This is a genomic window from bacterium, assembly GCA_036524115.1.
Lineage (GTDB): Bacteria > JAUVQV01 > JAUVQV01 > JAUVQV01 > DATDCY01 > DATDCY01.
Genome location: DATDCY010000336.1, coordinates 1 through 18,824 on the forward strand (window position 1 = coordinate 1; position 18,824 = coordinate 18,824).

Annotated in this window: 19 protein-coding genes and 1 tRNA gene; 9 read left to right on the top strand and 11 right to left on the bottom strand. The window is 72.5% G+C overall.

The features are described from left to right. The 3 genes from VI078_16640 to VI078_16650 all read right to left on the bottom strand — a co-directional run. Positions 1-319, bottom strand: a 319-nt coding sequence (locus VI078_16640) for an NAD(P)/FAD-dependent oxidoreductase (GenBank protein ID HEY6000916.1), incomplete at its 3' end; no start/stop codon positions are given. A gap of 190 nt (positions 320-509) precedes the next feature. Continuing rightward, complete coding sequence (queD, locus tag VI078_16645; GenBank protein HEY6000917.1) at positions 510-878, bottom strand: 6-carboxytetrahydropterin synthase QueD; 369 nt, start codon at positions 876-878, stop codon at positions 510-512. 17 nt (positions 879-895) lie between these two features. Next, the gene (locus VI078_16650) at positions 896-1,735 is read right to left on the bottom strand and encodes a prepilin peptidase (protein ID HEY6000918.1); all 840 of its coding nucleotides are present in this window, start codon (positions 1,733-1,735) and stop codon (positions 896-898) included. 68 nt (positions 1,736-1,803) lie between these two features. Between VI078_16650 and VI078_16655 the strand changes: the two genes are divergently transcribed. From VI078_16655 to VI078_16670, 4 genes are all read left to right on the top strand, one after another. Continuing rightward, positions 1,804-2,241 carry a YkgJ family cysteine cluster protein gene (locus VI078_16655; protein ID HEY6000919.1) on the top strand — a complete coding sequence of 146 codons (438 nt, stop codon included), beginning with the start codon at positions 1,804-1,806 and terminating at the stop codon, positions 2,239-2,241. A gap of 81 nt (positions 2,242-2,322) precedes the next feature. Further along, positions 2,323-3,348: a selenide, water dikinase SelD gene (gene selD / locus VI078_16660; protein HEY6000920.1), complete on the top strand. Its 1,026-nt coding sequence runs from the start codon at positions 2,323-2,325 to the stop codon at positions 3,346-3,348. Positions 3,349-3,357: 9 nt separating this feature from the next. Further along, positions 3,358-3,672 carry a hypothetical protein gene (locus VI078_16665; protein ID HEY6000921.1) on the top strand — a complete coding sequence of 105 codons (315 nt, stop codon included), beginning with the start codon at positions 3,358-3,360 and terminating at the stop codon, positions 3,670-3,672. 5 nt (positions 3,673-3,677) lie between these two features. After that, positions 3,678-4,955: a TIGR04013 family B12-binding domain/radical SAM domain-containing protein gene (locus tag VI078_16670; protein HEY6000922.1), complete on the top strand. Its 1,278-nt coding sequence runs from the start codon at positions 3,678-3,680 to the stop codon at positions 4,953-4,955. On the opposite strand, the gene VI078_16675 is transcribed toward VI078_16670, so the two are convergent. From VI078_16675 to mtgA, 7 genes are all read right to left on the bottom strand, one after another. After that, complete coding sequence (locus VI078_16675) at positions 4,921-6,384, bottom strand: FAD-dependent oxidoreductase (protein HEY6000923.1); 1,464 nt, start codon at positions 6,382-6,384, stop codon at positions 4,921-4,923. The genes VI078_16670 and VI078_16675 overlap by 35 nt on opposite strands. Before the next feature lie 38 nt (positions 6,385-6,422). Further along, positions 6,423-7,127, bottom strand: coding sequence for a TVP38/TMEM64 family protein (locus VI078_16680; GenBank protein HEY6000924.1), 705 nt, complete (start codon positions 7,125-7,127; stop codon positions 6,423-6,425). Between the two features lie 271 nt (positions 7,128-7,398). Further along, positions 7,399-8,676: an MFS transporter gene (locus VI078_16685; GenBank protein ID HEY6000925.1), complete on the bottom strand. Its 1,278-nt coding sequence runs from the start codon at positions 8,674-8,676 to the stop codon at positions 7,399-7,401. Positions 8,677-8,706: 30 nt separating this feature from the next. Further along, on the bottom strand, positions 8,707-10,833 hold the full coding sequence (locus VI078_16690) for a PAS domain S-box protein (protein ID HEY6000926.1): 2,127 nt from the start codon (positions 10,831-10,833) through the stop codon (positions 8,707-8,709). After that, entirely contained in the window at positions 10,826-11,062 is a 237-nt protein-coding gene (locus VI078_16695) for a sulfurtransferase TusA family protein (GenBank protein ID HEY6000927.1), read from the bottom strand. Before VI078_16695 ends, VI078_16690 begins: the two co-directional genes overlap by 8 nt. A 2-nt stretch (positions 11,063-11,064) precedes the next feature. Then, the gene (locus tag VI078_16700) at positions 11,065-12,207 is read right to left on the bottom strand and encodes a YeeE/YedE thiosulfate transporter family protein (protein HEY6000928.1); all 1,143 of its coding nucleotides are present in this window, start codon (positions 12,205-12,207) and stop codon (positions 11,065-11,067) included. A gap of 96 nt (positions 12,208-12,303) precedes the next feature. Further along, a complete protein-coding gene (gene mtgA / locus VI078_16705) occupies positions 12,304-13,041 on the bottom strand; it encodes a monofunctional biosynthetic peptidoglycan transglycosylase (protein ID HEY6000929.1) in 738 nt (245 codons plus the stop codon). Positions 13,042-13,175: 134 nt separating this feature from the next. On the opposite strand from mtgA, the gene rph reads away from it, so the two are divergent. From rph to VI078_16725, 4 genes are all read left to right on the top strand, one after another. Continuing rightward, positions 13,176-13,913, top strand: coding sequence for a ribonuclease PH (gene rph / locus VI078_16710; protein HEY6000930.1), 738 nt, complete (start codon positions 13,176-13,178; stop codon positions 13,911-13,913). Between the two features lie 2 nt (positions 13,914-13,915). After that, positions 13,916-14,536 carry an RdgB/HAM1 family non-canonical purine NTP pyrophosphatase gene (gene rdgB / locus VI078_16715; protein HEY6000931.1) on the top strand — a complete coding sequence of 207 codons (621 nt, stop codon included), beginning with the start codon at positions 13,916-13,918 and terminating at the stop codon, positions 14,534-14,536. Positions 14,537-14,820: 284 nt separating this feature from the next. Next, positions 14,821-14,897, top strand: a tRNA-Pro gene (locus VI078_16720). Between the two features lie 251 nt (positions 14,898-15,148). Then, positions 15,149-15,430: a glycogen-binding domain-containing protein gene (locus tag VI078_16725; GenBank protein HEY6000932.1), complete on the top strand. Its 282-nt coding sequence runs from the start codon at positions 15,149-15,151 to the stop codon at positions 15,428-15,430. Positions 15,431-15,600: 170 nt separating this feature from the next. Here the strand turns inward: VI078_16725 and VI078_16730 are convergent, their stop codons facing one another. Beyond that, a complete protein-coding gene (locus VI078_16730; GenBank protein HEY6000933.1) occupies positions 15,601-16,398 on the bottom strand; it encodes a VTT domain-containing protein in 798 nt (265 codons plus the stop codon). Between the two features lie 418 nt (positions 16,399-16,816). Here VI078_16730 and VI078_16735 point away from each other — a divergent pair. Continuing rightward, positions 16,817-18,824: copper oxidase (locus VI078_16735; GenBank protein HEY6000934.1), on the top strand; the 2,008-nt coding region annotated here is incomplete at its 3' end.

Sequence of the window (18,824 nt, forward strand, 5' to 3'; positions counted from 1 at the left end):
GGTAGACCCGCCCGCCGCGCTCCACCGCCGTCTCGACGCCGATGGTGGCGAGGAACGCCCGCAGCTCCGCCGTGAAATAGCGGTGCAGGCCGTTGCGCAGGAAGGCGCCGTTGGTGCCGAAGCCCGCGATGAACTCCTCGATCGACAGCGTGTTCGAGAGGTTGCAGCGGCCCTTGCCGGTGAGCAGCAGCTTCCGGCCGGCCCGCTCCCCGCCCTCGAGCAGCGTGACCTGCGCCCCGGCGCCCGCCGCCTCGCCCGCGGCCACGAGGCCCGCGGGGCCGGCGCCGACGACCGCGACCGTCAGCGCGCCACTTGGCACGTACCGTAACGAACCGTTTGAACGGTCTGGCGCGCTCCGTGGGGGATGCCGGGGGCCACGGCTGGCCCCCGGCGGGGTGACAGCGGAGTGACGCGACGAAGAGGAGTGTCCCGGAGCGCCAGAGGGGCAGTAGCCCCTATGGGAGTACCCCGGCGAATCGGCTGTGCCACCGCCCATGGGATCGGGGTACTCAGGGGCGGTACTCCGCCCACGAACCCTCGGATTCCCAGACCTTCACGCCGACCAGGCGCACGCGCCCATCGTCGATCGCCGGGGCGAGCTGCTCGAAGATGTGGCGGGCGATCAGCTCGGAGGAGGGGCTGCATGTGCGGAAGGGCTCCAGGTCGTTGAGGAAGCGGTGATCGAGGTGGGCGAGCACCGCGCCGAGCCGCTCGCGGAGCACCGTGAAGTCCAGCCCCATGCCGGCCGGATCGAGCGTGTCGGTGCCCGTGAGCACCTCGATCTTCCAGTTGTGCCCGTGCAGGCGCTCGCACTTGCCCTGGTAGTTGCGCAGGGCGTGCGCGGCGGAGAACGTCGCGGTGATGGCGGAGTAATACACGTTCCTCGTCCCTCCCGTCAGAAGCCACGCAGGTGCACGTACCAGTCCACGAGCGGCCGCGCCCAGAAGACCGCGGTCACGCCCCCGAGGGCGAGAAAGGGCCCGAAGGGAATGAGGTCCCGGCGGCCCTTGCGCCCGGCGATCATCAGGCCGATGCCCACGGCCGAGCCCGAGAGCAGGCCGATGAAGACCGCGACGCCGAGATCGCGCAGCCCGAGGAACGCCCCCATCATGGCGGTGAGCTTGATGTCGCCGCCGCCCATGCCGCCGCGGCTGATGACAGCGACCAGGTAGAAGAAGCCCCCGCCGATCAGCAGCGCCGCCAGCGAGTCCCAGAAGCCCGGCGAGGCCAGCGGCGCGGGGAGCCGCGCGAGGCCGAGCCGGTCGTAGAGCAGGTCGGCGAGCAGGCTCTCGCGCGGCGGCATGACGAAGCTCGCCACGAGGCCGAGGACGACCCCGGGGAGCGTGATCGCGTCGGGAATGATCCAGTGGTCGACGTCGATCATCGTGATCGCCAGCAGCGCCGAGCAGAAGGCGGCGAAGGCGAGAAAGGGCAGGCCGGGGCCGAAGCGCAGCGCGAGCGCGGCCCAGAGCAGGGCGTTGGCCAGCTCGACGAGGGGGTAGCGCACCGAGATCGGCTCGCGGCAGTCGCGGCAGCGTCCGCGCAGCGCGAGCCAGCCGAAGACCGGAATGTTGTCCCACGGGCGGATCGGTGCGCCGCAGCGCGGGCAGCGCGAGCCGGGATGGACGATGGACTCGCCGGCGGGGAGGCGGTGGATCACGACGTTGAGGAAGCTGCCCACGACGGCTCCGAAGAGCGCGGCGACGACGGGGAAGAACCACGGGGTCTCGTGCACGCCCAGGATAATGGCAGAGCGCGGCGAGTGTTGACAAGTGCCGGTGCTGGCGGCAAGAATCGCCCGCCATGGCCAGGCGCTCGAAGACGGTTGCCGACGCGCTCGCGCACGGGCACCCCTGCCACTCGTGCGGGGCGCTCTGCTGCCGCTACGTCGCCGCCGCCCTCGATCCGCCGAAGGAGCGCGCCGATCGCGACCTGATCCGCTGGTATCTCGCGCACACGAAGGTGTGCGTCTACATCGACCGCGACGGGGACTGGTGGGTCCAGGTGGGCACCGACTGCCGGAACCTCGGCCCCGACGGCAGCTGCCGCGACTACGACCACCGCCCGCAGCTCTGCCGCGAATACGGGACGGACAGCTGCGAGCGCGCGGACCACGACGCCGAGAACATCGCGGAGTTCGAGACCGTCGAGGAGTTCGAGCGCTTCTTCCGCGCCAACTACCGCACGGAGGGCGATCGCGTGCGCCGGCGGCACCGGCGCTACGTGGTTCCCGCGTCCTGACCGCCCCTGCCGCCGCCGTTCTGCTAGGATAGCCGCCGGGGAGGTGATCGCATGCTCTCGATCGGCCAGAAGAAGACCCTGATGGGGGTCTCCCGCACCTGCGGCTGAGCGGCGAAGCTCTCTCCGGCCGTGCTGTCGGAGGTGCTCGCCGGGCTGCCGCGCGCGGCGGACCCGAACCTGCTCGTCGGCTTCGACACGGCGGACGACGCCGCAGTCTACCGGCTGGGGCCGGAGGTCGCGGTGATCTCGACCGTCGATTACATCACGCCGGTCGTCGACGACCCCGTCTGGTTCGGCCGCATCGCCGCCGCCAATGCGCTCTCGGACGTCTGGGCCATGGGCGGCCGGCCGGTCATCGCGCTGAACCTCGTCAACTTCCCGGTGAAGCAGCTCGACGTCGGGCTGCTGCGCGACATGCTCCGCGGCGGCGCCGAGAAGGTCGCCGAGGCCGGCGCGTGCCTCGCCGGCGGCCACTCCGTCGAGGACCCCGAGCCGAAGTACGGGCTGGCGGTGACGGGCGTCGTGCACCCCGATCGCGTGCTCGCCAACGTCGGGGCCCGGCCCGGCGACGCGCTCGTGCTGACCAAGCCGCTGGGCAACGGGGTCATCTTCAACGCCAACCGCGCGGGGAAGTACCCGGCGACCGAGCTCGATCGCGAGGTGCTGCCGGCGACCGCGGCGCTCAACAAGGTCGCGTGCGAGGCGGCGCTGCGCCACGAGGTCCACGCGCTGACCGACGTCACGGGCTTCGGCATCGCCGGCCACGGCATGGAGATGGCGGCCGGGTCGAGAGTCCGCTTCGTGCTGCGCTTCGGCGCGCTCCCGCTGTACCCCGGGGCGGTCGAGATGTACGCCGCCGGTGTCGGGACCAGTTCGAACGCCGGCAACCGGGCCCTGTGCGGGGAGAGGCTGCGCTTCGGCGCGCCGTTGTCCCGCGAGCGGCAGGAGGTGTTGTTCGACCCGCAGACCTCCGGCGGCCTGCTCGTCGCGCTCCCCGAGGTGCAGGCCCGCGAGTACGTGCGCGACCTGCACGCGGCGGGGATGCCGTGGGTCGCGGTCGTCGGGCACGTCGAGTCCGGGGACCCCGGCATCACCGTGATCGGCTAGGAGGGGGCCATGGCGAAGAAGAAGGACGACGCGGCGCCCGGCATCAAGAGCGCGCTGGACCTGGCGCTGGAGCGGCTCAAGGCGAAGGAGGGGGACGTCGTCCCGCTCACCCACGAGCAGAGGGCGGCCATTGCCGAGATCGAGGCCGAGACGAAGGCGAAGGTCGCCGAGCAGGAGATCATGGCGGCCGAGCGGTTGCGCGCTGCCTACGCCGGCGGGGACGCCGAGGCTGCCCGGAAGCTCGACGAGCAGATCAAGGCCGAGATCGCCCGGTTGCGCGAGCGCGGGGAGCGCAAGAAGGAAAAGATCCGCCGGGGCGAGTAGGCCCCGTGCCGGCACCTGCGATCGCGTTCTTCTACCCGCGCACCGTGCGCTACGGCATCAACGCCGTGGCCGGGGCGCTCGAGGCGTGCGGCGGCTTCGACCCCCCCGAGTTGCACTTCCTGCGCACCGAGGCTGCGCTGCTGGAGTGCGTGCCCGCGCTCGCAGCCGCGCACGGGCGGGTTATCGTCGCGTTCTCCCTGCTCAGCACCTTGGCCCCGCGGGCCGGCGCCCTGGTGGCCGAGCTGCGCCGGAGCGTGCCGGCCGGCCGGCTGCTCTTCGTCGCCGGCGGCCCGCACGCGGGCGGCGACCCGGCGGGGACCATCGCCCTCGGCTTCGACGTCGCGGTGGTCGGGGAGGGCGAGGAGGCGTTCCGCGAGCTCGTGCGCGCGTGGGGTGAAGGCGGGTCCCTGGACGGGATCGCGGGCCTCGCGCTTTCGGGCCCCGGCGGTGCTGTCCGGCCCACCGGCCGGCGCGCCCCGATCGACCTCGACGCCTTCCCGTCGTTCGCGGCGGCGCACCACAAGCTCGGCCCGATCGAGATCTCGCGCGGCTGCCCGTTCGGCTGCCCCTTCTGCCAGACCTCGTACCACCTCGGGAGGCGCATGCGCCACCGCTCCGCCGCCTCGATCGCGCGCCACGTCGCGCTGCTGGCGGCCAACGGCGTGCGCGACGTGCGCGTCATCACGCCGAACGCCTTCGCCTGGGGGACGGGCGGGGCCGGGGGCCCCGAGCCCGCGCGGCTCGAGGAGTTGCTGGCGACGGTGCGCGAGGCGCTGCCGCGGCCGGGGCGGATCTTCTTCGGGAGCTTTCCCTCCGAGGTGCGGCCGGAGTTCGTGACGCCCGAGGCGGTGGCCCTCGTGCGCCGCTACGCCGCCAACACGATGCTCGTCATCGGCGCGCAGTCCGGCAGCCCCGCGCAGCTCGAGGCCCTCGGGCGCGGACACTGCGTCGACGATGTGCGCCGCGCGGTCGGTCACGCGGTCCGCGGCGGCCTCGTTCCCTACGTGGACCTGATCTTCGGGCTGCCCGGCGAGCGCGAGGAGGACCGGCGCCTCAGCGCGGCCCTGGCGCGCGAGCTGGCCGCGGCCGGGGCGGTGATCCACGTCCACGCCTTCCTGCCGCTGCCCGGGACGCCGTGGGCCGGCGAGCCGGCCCGCCCGTTCGACCCCCTGGTGCGCCGCCTGCTCTCGGAGCTGGCCGCGCGCCGCGCGCTACACGGCGACTGGCGGCGCAAGCAGGAGGAGGCGCTCAGCTGCGGGGCGGCCCGCAGGCCCGGCCCTTGAGCTGGAAGAGCAGCGAGAGCAACCCGCGCGTGCGGGCGCTGAAGAGCCGCTCCGCGTAGTAGGAGCCCGCGGCGCGCTGCGAGATCTCCGCGAGCGTCGGGTAGGCGTGGATCGCGCGCGCGAGCGCCGAGAGGCGCGCGCCCCCGGCAAGGGCCGCGACCCACTCGTGGATCAGCTCGCCCGCGTGCGCGCCGGCGATCTGGCAGCCCAGGACGGCGCCCCTGGGGCTCACCAGGACCTTGATCATCCCCGCCGGCTCGCCCTCGGCCAGGGCGCGGTCGTTGTGCGCGAACTCCTCGCGCAGGACGCGGAAGGCGACCCCCTGCTCGCGCGCCCGCCTCTCGTTGAGGCCGACGCTCGCGACCTCCGGCTCCGTGTAGGTGCACCAGGGCACCCGGGCGTAGTCGGCGCGTCGCGGCAGCCGCAGGACGGCGTTGGCCAGCGCGACCGACGCCTCGTAGCCGGCGACATGCGTCAGGGCGAACCTGCCGTGGACGTCGCCGCAGGCGAAGATGTGCCGCACGTTGGTGCGCAGCCGCGCGTCGGTGGGGATGCCGCGCGCCGTGTACTCGACGCCGGCGGCCTCCAGCCCCAGGCGCGCGACGCTCGGGCTCCTGCCGGTCGCGACGAGCAGCGCCTCGGCCTCCAGGACCCGCGGGCCGCCACCGGCGACGGGGGCGACCGTGAGGTGCACGCCTGCGCCCCCCGCCTCGGCCCGCAGCGCCTGCGTCCCCGTGAGGATCGTCATCCCCTCGGCCTCGAGGCGGGCGCGCACGACCGCCGCCACGTCCGGGTCCTCGGCTCCGAGCACCTGGTCGGCGTACTCCACGAGCGTCACGCGCGCGCCGAGGCGCGCGAGCGCCTGCCCCATCTCCAGGCCGGTCGGCCCCCCGCCGAGCACGAGCAGGCGCGGCGGCAGCGTCCGCTGCGCGAAGAGGTTCTCGTTGGTCCAGTGCGGCACGCCCGCGAGGCCCTCCACGGGCGGCAGCGCCGGGCTCGACCCCGTGGCGACGACCCACGCGCGCGCCGAGTGGCGCCGGCCGTCGGCCTCGACCACGTGCTCGTCCACGAAGCGCGCCGCCCCGAAGCGCACCTGCGCGCCGAGGCGGCAGAAGCGCTCCGGCGAGTCGTGCTCCTGGATGTGGTCGATGACCGCGTGCACCCGGTCCATGACCGCGCCGAGGTCCACGGGCGGCAGTTCCAGCGCGGGGAGGCCGAGCTCCGCGGCCCTGCGCGCCAGCGCCCACGCGCCCGCTGCGCGGACGAGCGCCTTCGAGGGGACGCAGCCGACGTGCAGGCAGTCGCCGCCCAGGCGCGGCGAGCGCTCGATGAGCAGCGTCTTCGCGCCGAGCTGCGCGGCGCCGGCGGCCACGGTCAGGCCGGCCGCGCCGCCGCCGATGATCCCGATGTCGTACTCGAAGCGAGCCATGCCGCCTCCTTCCGTCCGCGCACCGGCCCGTCGCTGGTTCAGATCCTCCGGTCCAGCGCCCGCCGCGCGATCCGGGTCACGAGGACGGTGACGGCGACGGTCGCCGCCAGGCCGACGCCGAAGAGCGCCCACTGGGCGGGCGATCGCCGGGCCTCGGCCGCCCCGAGAGTGGCGAGCGACCCGGCGAGCGACCCGAGATAGACGAAGAGCAGCGTCCCGGGGAGCATGCCGGCCCACGAGGCGAGGACGTAGTCGCGCAGACGCACGCTGGTCAGGCCGTAGGCGTAGTTCAGGAGGTTGAACGGGAACACGGGGGAGAGGCGCGTCAAGCCGACGATCTTCCAGCCCTCGCGCCCGACCGCCGCGTCGATCGCCGCGAAGCGCGGGTTGCCGGCGATGCGGCGCGCCACCCAGCCGCGCGCGAGGTGGCGTCCGACGAGGAAGGCCGCGGTGGCCCCGAGCGTCGAGGCGACCGAAACGATCGCCGTCCCCCGCGCGACCCCGTAGATCGCGCCCGCCCCGAGCCCGAGCACCGAGCCGGGCAGCATCAGGACGCAGGCGGCAACGTAGATGGCGACGAAGGCGACGGCGCCGGCGGGCCCGAGCCCCGCGACCCACGCCAGCGCGCGGTGCAGGTGCTCGCCGACGGGAAGCGCCCGCTCCGCCGCGATCAGCCCGATCGCAACCGCGATGAGGGCGGCGAACTTCAGCCGGGCCGCAGCCGTGGGGGTGATACCGCGCATGCAGCTATTGTGCAGCATCGCCGCGGGGCATGTCGAATCGCGAGTGCCGGCCCACATCCGCGCGTACGCGCGGAGAGACTCAAGGCGTATCGACAGGTGCTACCCTGCACGATCCGCGCGCAGGCGCGGATCAGCAAGAGCAGACGTGTTACCTTTCTTCGTCTTGCCCGGCACTTCCTCGTGCCGCGATCGCGGCGCGTGCGTCGCGTGGGTCTTGACAAGTCCTCCTGTGCCGACGTGATCACTTTGACTCAAGGCGTATCGACAGGTGCTACCCTGCCGGATCCGCGCGCAGGCGCGGATCGTGTCGCTGCAGCCGTGCGGCCGTCCCCATGATCAGGGCCCCGAGCAGGAAGAGCGCGGAGGTGACCGCGAAGGTCGCCGCCGGCGAGCCGCTCGCGCGGTAGAGCCAGATGCCGAACGGTCCGCCGATGATTGCGCGCACGCCAACGAGCGCGACGTGCGCCCCCATGTAGCCGGAGGAGTCGCGCTCGCGCGCGAAGTGGATCGGACCGGTCGTCCAGCCGAGGTTCACCGCGGCCATGCCGACGCCGAAGACGACGAAGGCGGCGAACACGGCGCCGACCCCGCGCGCCGCGGCGAGCGCCAGCGGAAACGCGGCCAGGACCGCGAAGGCCAGGCGCGAGACGACGAGCGGGCCGACGCGGTCGAGCAGCCGGCCGAACGGGTGCGAGAGCACCGCGATCATGGTGTAGTAGATCAGCCCCCGCGCGTTCGCGACGTCGGCGTAGGCCACGTCGAGGCGCTCGACGAGGAAGACCGGGATGGTCGGTTGCAGCATCATCCAGGCCAGTCCGTAGGCCATGAACCCCATCTCGTAGCGGCGGAAGCCGCGGTCCTCGCGCAGCAGCCCGAGCGCCCCGGCGAAGGGGCGGCGCAGCGCCCTGGACAGGGACCGCCCGAAACCCGCCGCGAAGAGCGGGCGCTCCCGCGGGTCGCCGGGACGGGCGCGGAAGCGCACGCGGGCCTGGGCGAGACACGAGAAGAAGCCGCAGACCGCGGCGAGGGCGTAGGCCCAGCGGTAGGCGTCCGGGCGCCAGTCGTAGAGCCGCCCGATGACGAGGGAGACGGCGATCGTGGTCACCGCCTGCAGCGCGCTGCCGAGGCCGAGCACGCGGCCGCGCTCGGCCGCGGTGAAGTTGCGCTGGAGCAGCGAGTTGACGGCGGGGACCATCGCGCCGGAGAGGAAGGTCGCCGTGCCGAGCACCGCCGTGAACGCGGCGGCGCTCGTCGCGAGCGACACGAGCAGCAGCGAGAGCCGGCCGAGGAGGCCGAAGACGAGAAAGGTGGAGGACTTCTCGCGCCCGGCGAGCAGGCCGGACCACCACGCCGCGAAGAGCAGCGCGGCCGTCGGGCCGACGACGAGCGCCGTCAGCAGCGCGTCCCCGGCGCCGAGGGTCTTCTTGGCGACGTACTCGTTGAGCAGCGAGATGCCGAGGACGACGCCGTCGAGCACGGCGGCGCGCAGCCAGACGCGCTGGGTGTAGCGCCCGACCCTGCTCGTGGCGCCGAAGGGGGGAAGGGGCATGGGCGGAGAGCCGGCGGGAGGGCGCGCGCCCTAGGCGGGGGCGCCGCTGCTCCGGCCGGTCGCCGCGCGCAGCACGTCGGAGAGGTCGCTCAGGCGGTAGGGCTTGGCGATGACACCGCAGAAGCCGTGCTCCGCGTAGCTGGCCATGATCGGGTCGCTGGAGTACCCGCTCGAGACGATGGCCCGCGCCCTGGGGTCGCGACGGCGCAGTTCGCCGACCGCCTCCTTGCCGCCCATGCCCCCGGGAATGGTGAGGTCCATGATCACCGCGGCGAACGGCCGCCCGGCGGCACGCGCCTGCTCCCAGGCGGCGAGCGCCGCCGCGCCGTCCCCGACCGCCTCGGCGTCGTAGCCGAGCGCGCCGAGCATCTGCACGGCGATCTCCCGCACGATGGCCTCGTCGTCCATGACGAGGACGCGCCCGCGCCCGGCATGGAGCGTCTGTCGCTCCTCCCCCGCGGGCGGCGGCGTCTCGGCGCTGGCGGGCAGGTAGACGGAGAAGGTCGAGCCCCGCCCCGGCTCGGAGGTCACGAGGATGTGTCCGCCGTGCTGCCGGACGATGGAGTAGCTGACCGCCAGTCCCAGGCCGGTGCCGCCCGCCTTCGTCGTGAAGTAGGGCTCGAACATCCGCTGGAGGTCGTCGCGCGGGATGCCGCAGCCGCTGTCCCGCACCGAGATGCGGACGTACGCCCCGGCCCCGAGGATCGGCGCCTCGGCCACCCCCGAGGGGACGTTGGCGGCCTCCACCCGCACCGTGCCGCCCTCGGGCATGGCCTGCACGGCGTTGAGCACGATGTTGTGCACGACCTGGCCGATCTGCCCCTCGTCGACCTCGGCGGCCCGGAGCGCGGGGTCGACCGCGACGGCGCAGGTGACCTGCGAGCCGCGGCAGCAGAACGTCGCCTGGTCGCGGATGACGTCGGCGAGGGCGGTGAGCCGCTTGACCGGGGCGCCGCCGTGCGCGAACGTCAACAGCTGCTGCGTCAGCCTGCGCGCGGCGAGGGTGGCCTTCTCGGCCTCCACAAGGCGCTCGCGCAGGGGGGGGGGAGGGCCCGCCGTCATCGCCAGGTTGATGTTGCCGAGGACCGCCGTGAGGATGTTGTTGAAGTCGTGGGCGATGCCGCCCGCGAGCAGGCCGACGGACTCGAGCTTCTCGCGCCGGCGCAGCTCCTCCTCGAGGATCTCCTTGTCCGTGACGTCCCGGAGGATCCCGCGGATGCCGATGGGGCGGCCCTGGTCGCGCACGAGGCTGACGTCGCCCTCGAGCACGACCTTGCGGCCGCCCTTCGCCAGGAGCATCGTGTGCACCTTGCCGCCGCTGCCGCCGCCGAGCAGCGTGGCGATGCGGTTGCGGCACCCGTCGTCGCACTCGGGGTGGAGCAGGTCGCTGAGGGAAAGGCGCGCGCTCTCCTCCTCGGTGTACCCGAGCGTGCGGCACCAGGCGGGGTTGACGTACTCGAGGGAGCCGTCGAGCCGCGCGCTCATGATCAGGTCGGTCGTCGTCTCGAACAGGTCGCGGTAGCGCTCCTCGCTCGCCTGCAGCGCGTTGCCCGCGTTGATCCGGTCGGTGATGTCGGCGTAGACGAGGACGGCGCCCGTGACCTCCCCCGCGGCGTTGCGCAGCGCGGTCTCGACGACGTCGTAGTGCCGTCCGCCCACGGGCCAGTCCGCGAAGCGGAAGGCCTCCCCCGTGCGGAACGTGCCCATGAACGGGCAGGGCCGCTCCGGCCGGTCGCTCTTGCAGACGACGTCGCGGCAGCAGCGGCCGAGGACCTCGGTCTCGGGGATGCCGGCCGCGAACTGCTCGCGCAGCTTCTCGTTGCTCGCCAGGATGCGCTGCTCCCGGTCGATGACCAGCACGCCGAGCCCCGCGGAGTCGAAGATGGCGCGCAGCTCCTCGCGCGCGAAGCGCAGCTGCTCGTTGGTCTGCTGCAGGTGCGCCAGCACCTGCCGGAAGGAGCCCGCGACGATCCCGATCGGGTCGAGCGCGATGAGCGTCTCGTCGTCGAGCTCCTCGGGGCGCAGGGGCGCAGTCCCCATGACCCGCAGCAGCTCGTCGATCTTGTCACGGATGTAGTGTATCGAGCGCTCATGCAGCGCGCGCAGCCGCGCGACCTCGGCGGCGGTTCCGGCGGCGGCGTCCTTCGGGTCAGCCACGGCGCAGTTCGATCGCGTAGCAGCCGCCGCGGCGCTCGACCGTCGCGGCGTACCCCATGTTGCGTGCGCTCTCGGGGATGGTCGTGATGCAGTCGCGGTTGTCGGTGAGAAACACCAGGCGTGCACGCCCCTCCCGCAGGGCCGGCTCGTGCGCGTTCATCTCGCGCAGGGCGATGAGCAGCGTCGAGGGGCAGATCTGCCCGCGGATGTCGAACTCGATGGTCTCCATGGTCACCTCGCGCGCGGCGGTGGCGTCGTCCCCGGGACCACCACGGTCGTCAGCAGCCGCCCGCCGACCCAGGCGCCCGGGAACAGGCCGGCGAGGAAGAGGAAGCTGGAGGCGGCGAGCATCGGCAGGCCGCCGAGCAGGTGCCAGACGTTGCACGTGGGCGCCATGCGCGAGGCCAGGCCCATGGCGACCCCGCCGGCAAACCCCGAGATCAGCTGGCGCCGGGGGACGCCGCGGCCGAGGCGCCATTCGCCGAGCGCCAGCGCGGAGAGCGCGGCCCCGAGGACGATCCCGGCCACGAGCGGGTACTGGATCGCGGCCAGCGCGTCGAACTGCGGGCCGGGGCCGCCGGCGAGCAGCTCGCCGGTCAGCGGGTGACGGTAGGAGAGCGGCGTGGTCTTGAAGAGCGCCAGGCCGGCGAAGTGCCCCGGGGCCGCCAGTCGCTCGAGCCACGCGCCGATCTTGGCGTACGAGGTGGTCACGCCCAGCGGCAGGCCGACGACGACGGCGGAGGTGGCGGTGAGGGCGGCGAGCGCGAGGCCCGCGAGCCACGGCTGGAGGTGGCCGGCGGCCGCCGAGACGACCTGCAGCTTGGCATGGGCACCGCGGCGCAGCAGCAGGACCGCGCCGGCGACGGCGACGAGCGCCACCGGGATCGTCGGCGTGACGCCGAGGATCTCGGGCAGCGTCACCTTGCCGGGAAAGAACGTCGCGCGTCGCAGGAAGACGGACCAGAAGGGGTAGACCTCGGCGTAGGCGGCGCTGCCGGCGATCAGCCCGAGAAACGCCGTCGCGCTGACGAGGCTGCCGGCGCCCATGCGGTAGAGCGTGCCGACGACGCAGCCGCCGGCGAGCACCATGCCGACGCCGAAGAGGATGCCGCCGACGACGTTGGCGGCGGTCGGCGCGTAGAAGAGCGGGAAGGGATAGTTCGGGAGCAGGCCGGCCAGGCGGGCCGCCTCGAAGAGCACCATTGTCGCGAGCACCGCCAGCGCCAGCGCGCGCAGCCCGCCGGTGCGGCGGAAGAGGAACAGGTCCCGGAACGTGCCGGCGAGGCAGAAGTCCGCGCGGTGCATGACCGCCCCGGCCGCCAGCCCGAGGGCCAGCGACGCGAGGGCGACAAGCAGATAGGTGTTCCCTGCCATTTCACCGCGTATTTAGCGGCGTCGCGGCGCCATCTGTCAAGATTCGCGCGCCGTGTGCGCGCCGCGACAGGCGCGACGGAAGTCTGCGGAAAGCGGCTACGGCGCGCGCACCTGCTCCATGCGGGCGCGGATCACGTCGCTCCGGCGCGCGAGGTAGCCGGTGACGCCGCGTCGCTCGTAGAAACGCGGGTTCGGAATCATGGCCGCGAGGCGGGCCGCCTGCTCCGCCGTCAGCTCCGCCGCGCCGGCGCCGAAGTACCTCCGCGCCGCGGCCTCGGCGCCGTACGTGCGCTCGCCCCATTCGATGACGTTGAGGTACAGCTCGAGGATCCGCCGCTTGTCGAGCGCCGCCTCGAGCATCAGCGCGATGAGCGCCTCCTGCCCCTTGCGCGCCCAGGAGCGTCGCCCGGAGAGGAAGAGGTTCTTGGCGAGCTGCTGGGTGATCGTCGAGGCGCCGCGGACGACCCGCCCGCGCGCCTCGTTGCGCTCGCGCGCCTTCCCGATCTCCTCCCAGTCGAAGCCCTCGTGGGAGAGGAACTTCGCGTCCTCCGCGGCGACGACCGCGCGCTTGAGCTGGAGGGAAATGCGCCCGTAGGGTACCCAGGTCTGGTCGAGCGCCGCGCTCGGGTCCCGCCGGCGCAGCTCGGCGAGCCGGGCGCGCATGAAGGCCGTCGTCCCCGGGGCGTGGGTGCGCCACCAGAGGATGCGCGCGAAGAACGAGCCCTCGTAGAGCAGAAGGGCTGCCGCGAGCAGCAGCGCCGCGCGGAACACGTGCCGGCGCAGGGGCGTCCGCGACGCGCCGGGGCGCGGGACCGCTTCGTCGGGCGGGGTCATGCCCGTCCTCTACCGGCGCCGGCGGGGATTGTCAACGTTCGTTGCCCCTCTTTGGCAAGAGGCGGGGGGCGGGGGTATTTTCGCGCCCGCGCCCGTTGCGGTATCATGCGCGCTCACCACACGAAGGAGCCTGCATGAAGCGAAGCGACGGACGCGAACCGCACGAGCTGCGCCCTGTGAAAATCCAGACGGGGTTCCAGCGCAACGCCGAGGGCTCCGCCCTGATCACCGTGGGCGGGACGACGGTCCTCTGCGCGGCGAGCGTCGAGGACAAGGTCCCCCAGTTCCTGCGCAACACGGGGCGCGGGTGGGTGACGGCCGAGTACGCCATGCTGCCGCGCGCGACGAACACCCGCATGCAGCGCGAATCGAGCGCCGGGAAGGTGGGCGGGCGCACGCACGAGATCCAGCGGCTCATCGGCCGCTCGCTGCGGGCGGTGACCGACCTGGCGGCGTTCGGCGAGCGCACCCTCTGGGTCGACTGCGACGTGCTCGAGGCCGACGGCGGCACGCGCACCGCCTCGATCACCGGGGCCTTCGTGGCGGTCGCGCTCGCCTTCGAGAAGTTGCGCGCCGCAGGGAAGATCGCGCGCGTGCCGCTGGTCGACCACGTGGCGGCGGTCAGCGTCGGGGTGATCGACGACGAGGTGCGCCTCGACCTCTGCTACGAGGAGGACTCGCGCGCCGAGGTCGACATGAACGTCGTCATGACCGGCTCGGGGAGGCTCGTCGAGATCCAGGGGACCGCAGAGGGGGCGCCCTTCTCGTGGCACCGCCTCGACGAGATGGGCTCGGCGGGGCGCGCCGGCATCCGCGAACTGGTTGCGTTGCAGGCCGAAGTGCTCGGGCCTCTGGCGGTCGGGAAGAAGTAGGGATGGCTGCGGTGCGGCTTCTCGTCGCCTCCGGCAACCGGAAGAAGGCCGCCGAGATCGCCGCGATCCTCGGTGCCGGCGCGGCTGGCGGCCTGGAGGTGCTGACCCTCGCGGACTTCCCCGGGCTGGAGATGCCGGAGGAGACGGGCGCGACGTTCCTCGAGAACGCGCGGATCAAGGCGCGTGCCGGGGCCGCCGGTTCGGGGCTGCCGACCCTTGGCGAGGACTCCGGCCTGTGCGTGGACGCCCTCGGCGGCGCGCCGGGGGTGCTGTCGGCGCGGTACGCGGCTGGCGGCGACGCTGCGCGCTGGGGCAGGCTGCTGGGCGAGATGCGCGACGTGCCCGCCGGCCGGCGCGCGGCGCGGTTCGTCTGCGCGGCCGTGGTCGCCCTGCCGGACGGACGCGAGGAGAGCGCCGAGGGGTCCTGCGAGGGTGAGATCGCGGTGGCGCCGCGGGGCAGCGGTGGCTTCGGCTACGATCCCGTCTTCCTGCTGCCGGACGGCCGGACGATGGCTGAGCTGACGGCCGCGGAGAAGGACGCCATCAGCCACCGGGGAAGGGCGCTGCGGGCGATCGCCCCCCGCCTGCTCTCCCTGGCGAAGAATTCGACAACTGGAAAGTGATCGGACAGTGAGGGGATGCATGCTTGGAGCGAGACAAGGCGCCCGACGAAGGGAATGCCGAGGCGTACTCGTGTACGCCGCAGGCAGGCCCAAGGAGGGCAACGCAGTCGCAGCCCAAGCAGGCGCCCCGAAGTGAACGGTGACGAGACAATGAGAGGATGCATCGTTGGAGCGAGACAAGGCGCCCGACAAGCGGATGCCGAGGCGTACTGCGGTACGCCGCAGGCAGGCGCGCGAAGGGCAACGCAGTCGCAGCCCAACGAGGCGCCTCGAATGCACGGAATCGGGGCGTAGCGCAGCCTGGTAGCGCACCTGCTTTGGGAGCAGGGTGTCGGAGGTTCAAATCCTCTCGCCCCGACCAGCGTGCGGAAGACGCGGTCCTGGTTCGCCGGTGCCCACCGTGCCGGCGACCCCCATCTCCATGATAGGACGGAGTCGTTGACAGGGCAGGCCGGTCGCTCTGCCAAGCCTGCGGCATTTCCCTTCCCGCCTGGCGCACCGTGGGTACATCGCCCCATTTGCACCTCCCGCGCGGCGGACTACCTTGGTGGAGACTTTTCGAGAGAAGCGTATGCCCAGGGTCGGCCGGAAACCGGGGAAGGAGCGCGGACGATGAAACTGTTGGCAGCGAACGCCGGGAAGCTCGTGCAGTTTGCGCTCAAGGCGGAACCGACGAACCGGGTGTTCGTCGCGGGCACGTTCAACAACTGGGACCCGGGGGCGAATCCCCTGCAGGGGAGCCCGGACAGCGGGTACTTCACGACCGCCCTGCACGTTCCGACGGGCAGGCACGAGTACAAGTTCGTCGTCGACGGCGCCTGGGTCGTGGACCCGGCGTGTCCGGACTGCGTGCCGAACGCTTTCGGCTCGACGAACAGCGTGCTTCGCGTCTGAGGTCCGGGGGGGACCCGGGGAGGGCGGGCGCCTCAAGCCTCGGGCATGATCGGCTGCGTCGGGAATCCGGCCTCCTTCCAGGCCTCGAATCCGCCTCGGAGGGCGCGCACCCGGGCGCGACCCGCCTTGATCAATGACCGCGCCAGACTGGCGCTGGCAGCCTCGTGCGGTCAGGAGCAGTAGAAGACCAGCTCGCGGTCCGGTGGCAGGCTCTTCGCGGCGAGGTGAACTTCTGACGGCTTGAACCTGACCGCTGAAGGAATCATGGCGGCGGCGGCCGCGAAGGAGGCCTCGGAGCGCAGGTCGACGACGAGAACGTCCTCCCCCTGAGCGATCTTCCGGAAGAGTTCGTCGGCCGGGATGCGCGGGATGGAGTACTTGCGCACAAGGTAGTAGCGTGAGATGCCGTTCCAGACCAGGAAGAGGACGACTCCCCCGAAGACCAGCCACCCGACGTACCCGCGCACCGCGCCGAAGCTTCTGATGGCGGCGGCGCCAAGCACCCAGCCGCTGCCGACGCCGATGCTTGCCCAGGCAAGTGATCCCGCCCCGTCGATCAAGAGAAAGGCGGGCAGGGACATGCCGGCGATTCCGGCGAGCGGCGGCGCGACGGCGTTCAAGCCCGGGACGAACTTCGCGAGGAGAATCGTTGAGACGCGGCGTCGATCGAAGCGGCCCTCCGCAGCCTCCACGCATGCTTCCGGATTCAGCGAGAGCCGGCAGATCGCGGAGAGCACCCGCCGGCCGCGCCAGCGCCCGATCAGAAACCACAGGGCGTCGGCCACCACGGCGCCGAGGGCCGCCCCACAGAGTGCCCACGCGGCGGGCACGCCGCCGGCGCGCGAGAGCGCCCCCGCCAGCATCAACACCGGGAACGCTGGGATGGGGAGCCCCATGTTCTCGATGAGCGCGAAGAGGAACACGGCGTTGACGCCCGGTGTGCCGATGAATCCCGTCAGCCACTCCATCGGGTCCTCCCGCCTGCTCCCGGCCCCGCGGCGCGGGCAGCGTCGTTGTCCCACGCAAAACATAGAACGGCGAGGCCCCGGATGAAATGGGGCGCTTCCCGCAATCGGCAATCTCGGGAAGGGGGTGTGAGTTCGTTGGCTCCCTCGTCGGGCACGAAAACTGAGGGGAACGCCCCATTGAGACAATGGATACCCCTCCACAAATTGTCCCGTGAAGTCGAGTTTCCAAGGGCAGGGTCACGAGGGGCGGATGTTCTTGTTCTTCAAAGTAAGGGGTAAGGTGCGTCTTCAGCGTCGGAACGCACGAGCCGGCGGGCAAGAGCCGCTCGATCTCCTTCGATCCGCACCATGTCCCAGAGCAAGCCAGCATTCGAGGGGAATCCGGGGAACGTCAGGGAAGAGCGGGGGAGGGACTGTCATGTCGAGGACCGGAGCGCGCAGCAGCTGGTTGTCGGTTGGGCTGGGAATCATCGCCCTGGTGGCCGGACTGCCCTCCGGTAGCGCCCTCGCGGTGCCACTGCCGGGCGGGACGCTCGATCCGCTGACGATTACCAAGTACGTGACGCCGCTGGTGATTCCGGCGGTGATGCACCCGGTGGACCCTGTGGCGTGCGCGGCATCATTGACGCCGGCGACGGACCCGGCGTGCAAGTACGACATCTCGGTGCGCCAGTTCCAGCAGCAGATCCTGCCGGCGCCGCTGCCGGCGACGAGGGTGTGGAGCTACGGGCCGACGATCGACCCGTCGCCGGCGGTTGCGCCCACGGCGCTCTCGCACTTCAACTACCCGGCGTACACGATCGAGACGACGGCGAGCACGCCGGTGTCGGTGCGCTGGCGCAACCAGCTGGTGGTGGACCCGGTGGCGTGCGCGGCGTCGTTGACGCCGGCGACGGACCCGGCGTGCAACTACCTGCCGCACCTGCTGCCGGTGGACCAGACGCTGCACTGGGCGAACCCGACGGGCACGGGGTGCACGCCCGAGAGCGCGACAGCGACGGGGACGGACTGCCGCACGAACAACCCGGTGCCGTACACCGGTCCGGTGCCGACGGTGGTGCACCTGCACGGTGCGCACGTGGACTCGCACAGCGACGGCTTCCCGGAGGCCTGGTGGCTGCCGGCGGCCAACAACATCCCCGCGGGGTACGTGACCGAGGGGAGCCTGTACGATGACTCCCTCGGGCACGCCCGTGGCGCGAAGCTTGGGTACGCGGATTACCAGTACCGCAACGACCAGGCAGCGGCGACGCTCTGGTTCCACGACCATGCGATGGGTATGACGCGTACCAACGTGTACGCGGGGCCGGCGGGGTTCTGGCTGGTGCGCGGGGGGGCGAACGATCTGCCGACGGGTCTGCCGAAGCCGGCGCCGGTGACGGCCGACCCGATCATGGGGCTGAACACGCCGGGGGATCCGCTGCGCAACTCGATCCGCGAGATCCCGGTGGTGATCCAGGACCGTTCGTTCAACGCGGACGGTTCGCTGTTCTATCCTGCGACGCGGACGTTCTTCGACGGGTACCCGGGGCCGTTCACGGGCTCGACGCCGATCTCCACGGACATTGCGCCGATCGCGAACGTGGAGGCGTTCTTCAACACGATGGTGGTCAACGGCGTGGCGTGGCCGAAGCTGGAGGTGGCGCCGGCGCAGTACCGGCTGCGGCTGCTCAACGGCTGCAACTCGCGGATGCTGAACCTGGCGCTGTTCGTGGTGGATCCGGTGACGGGCCTGACGACGGCGGTGGAGCTGCCGTTCTACCAGATCGGCGCGGAGCAGGGCTTCCTGCCGAGCGTGGCCAAGGTGCAGACGGGGACGATGACGGTGTACGACGGCACACCCGGTGGACGGGTGGTTGTGGCGCCGAGCGCGCAGCAGGCGCTGCTGATGGGGCTGGCTGAGCGGGCGGACGTGCTGGTGGACTTCCGCGGTCTGCCGAGTGGGACGATCGTGCGGATGGTCAACAACGGAGCGGACGCGCCGTTTGGCGGTTTCCCGGTGATGGTGCCGGCGGACCCGGCGACGACTGCTCAGGTGATGCAGTTCGTGGTCAACGCGACGCCGGCGAGCGCCGGCGGGCCGCTGGGCGCGAGCCCGACGGACCCAGTGCTGGCCGACGGCGTGACGCCGAACCCGGGCGCGGCGCTGGACCCGACGGCGCTGGCGCTGCCCGCGGCGGCGCCGCTGGCGGCGGCGGGCAACGTGCGCAACGTCTCGCTCAACGAGGAGGCGTCGGCGCAGGTGTGCGTGACGGTCTCGCCGATCGGGGCGATCACGGTGGTCAACGTGCTGCCGGCGCCGATGGCGGATCCGGCGGCGTTCGCGGCGTACTGCGCGACGCTGGGCGCGGTGCCGATGGCGCCCAAGTCGCCGAAGCTGGGCACGGTGGACCTGACGGTGCCGACGGCGCCGGTGGGCGTGCCGC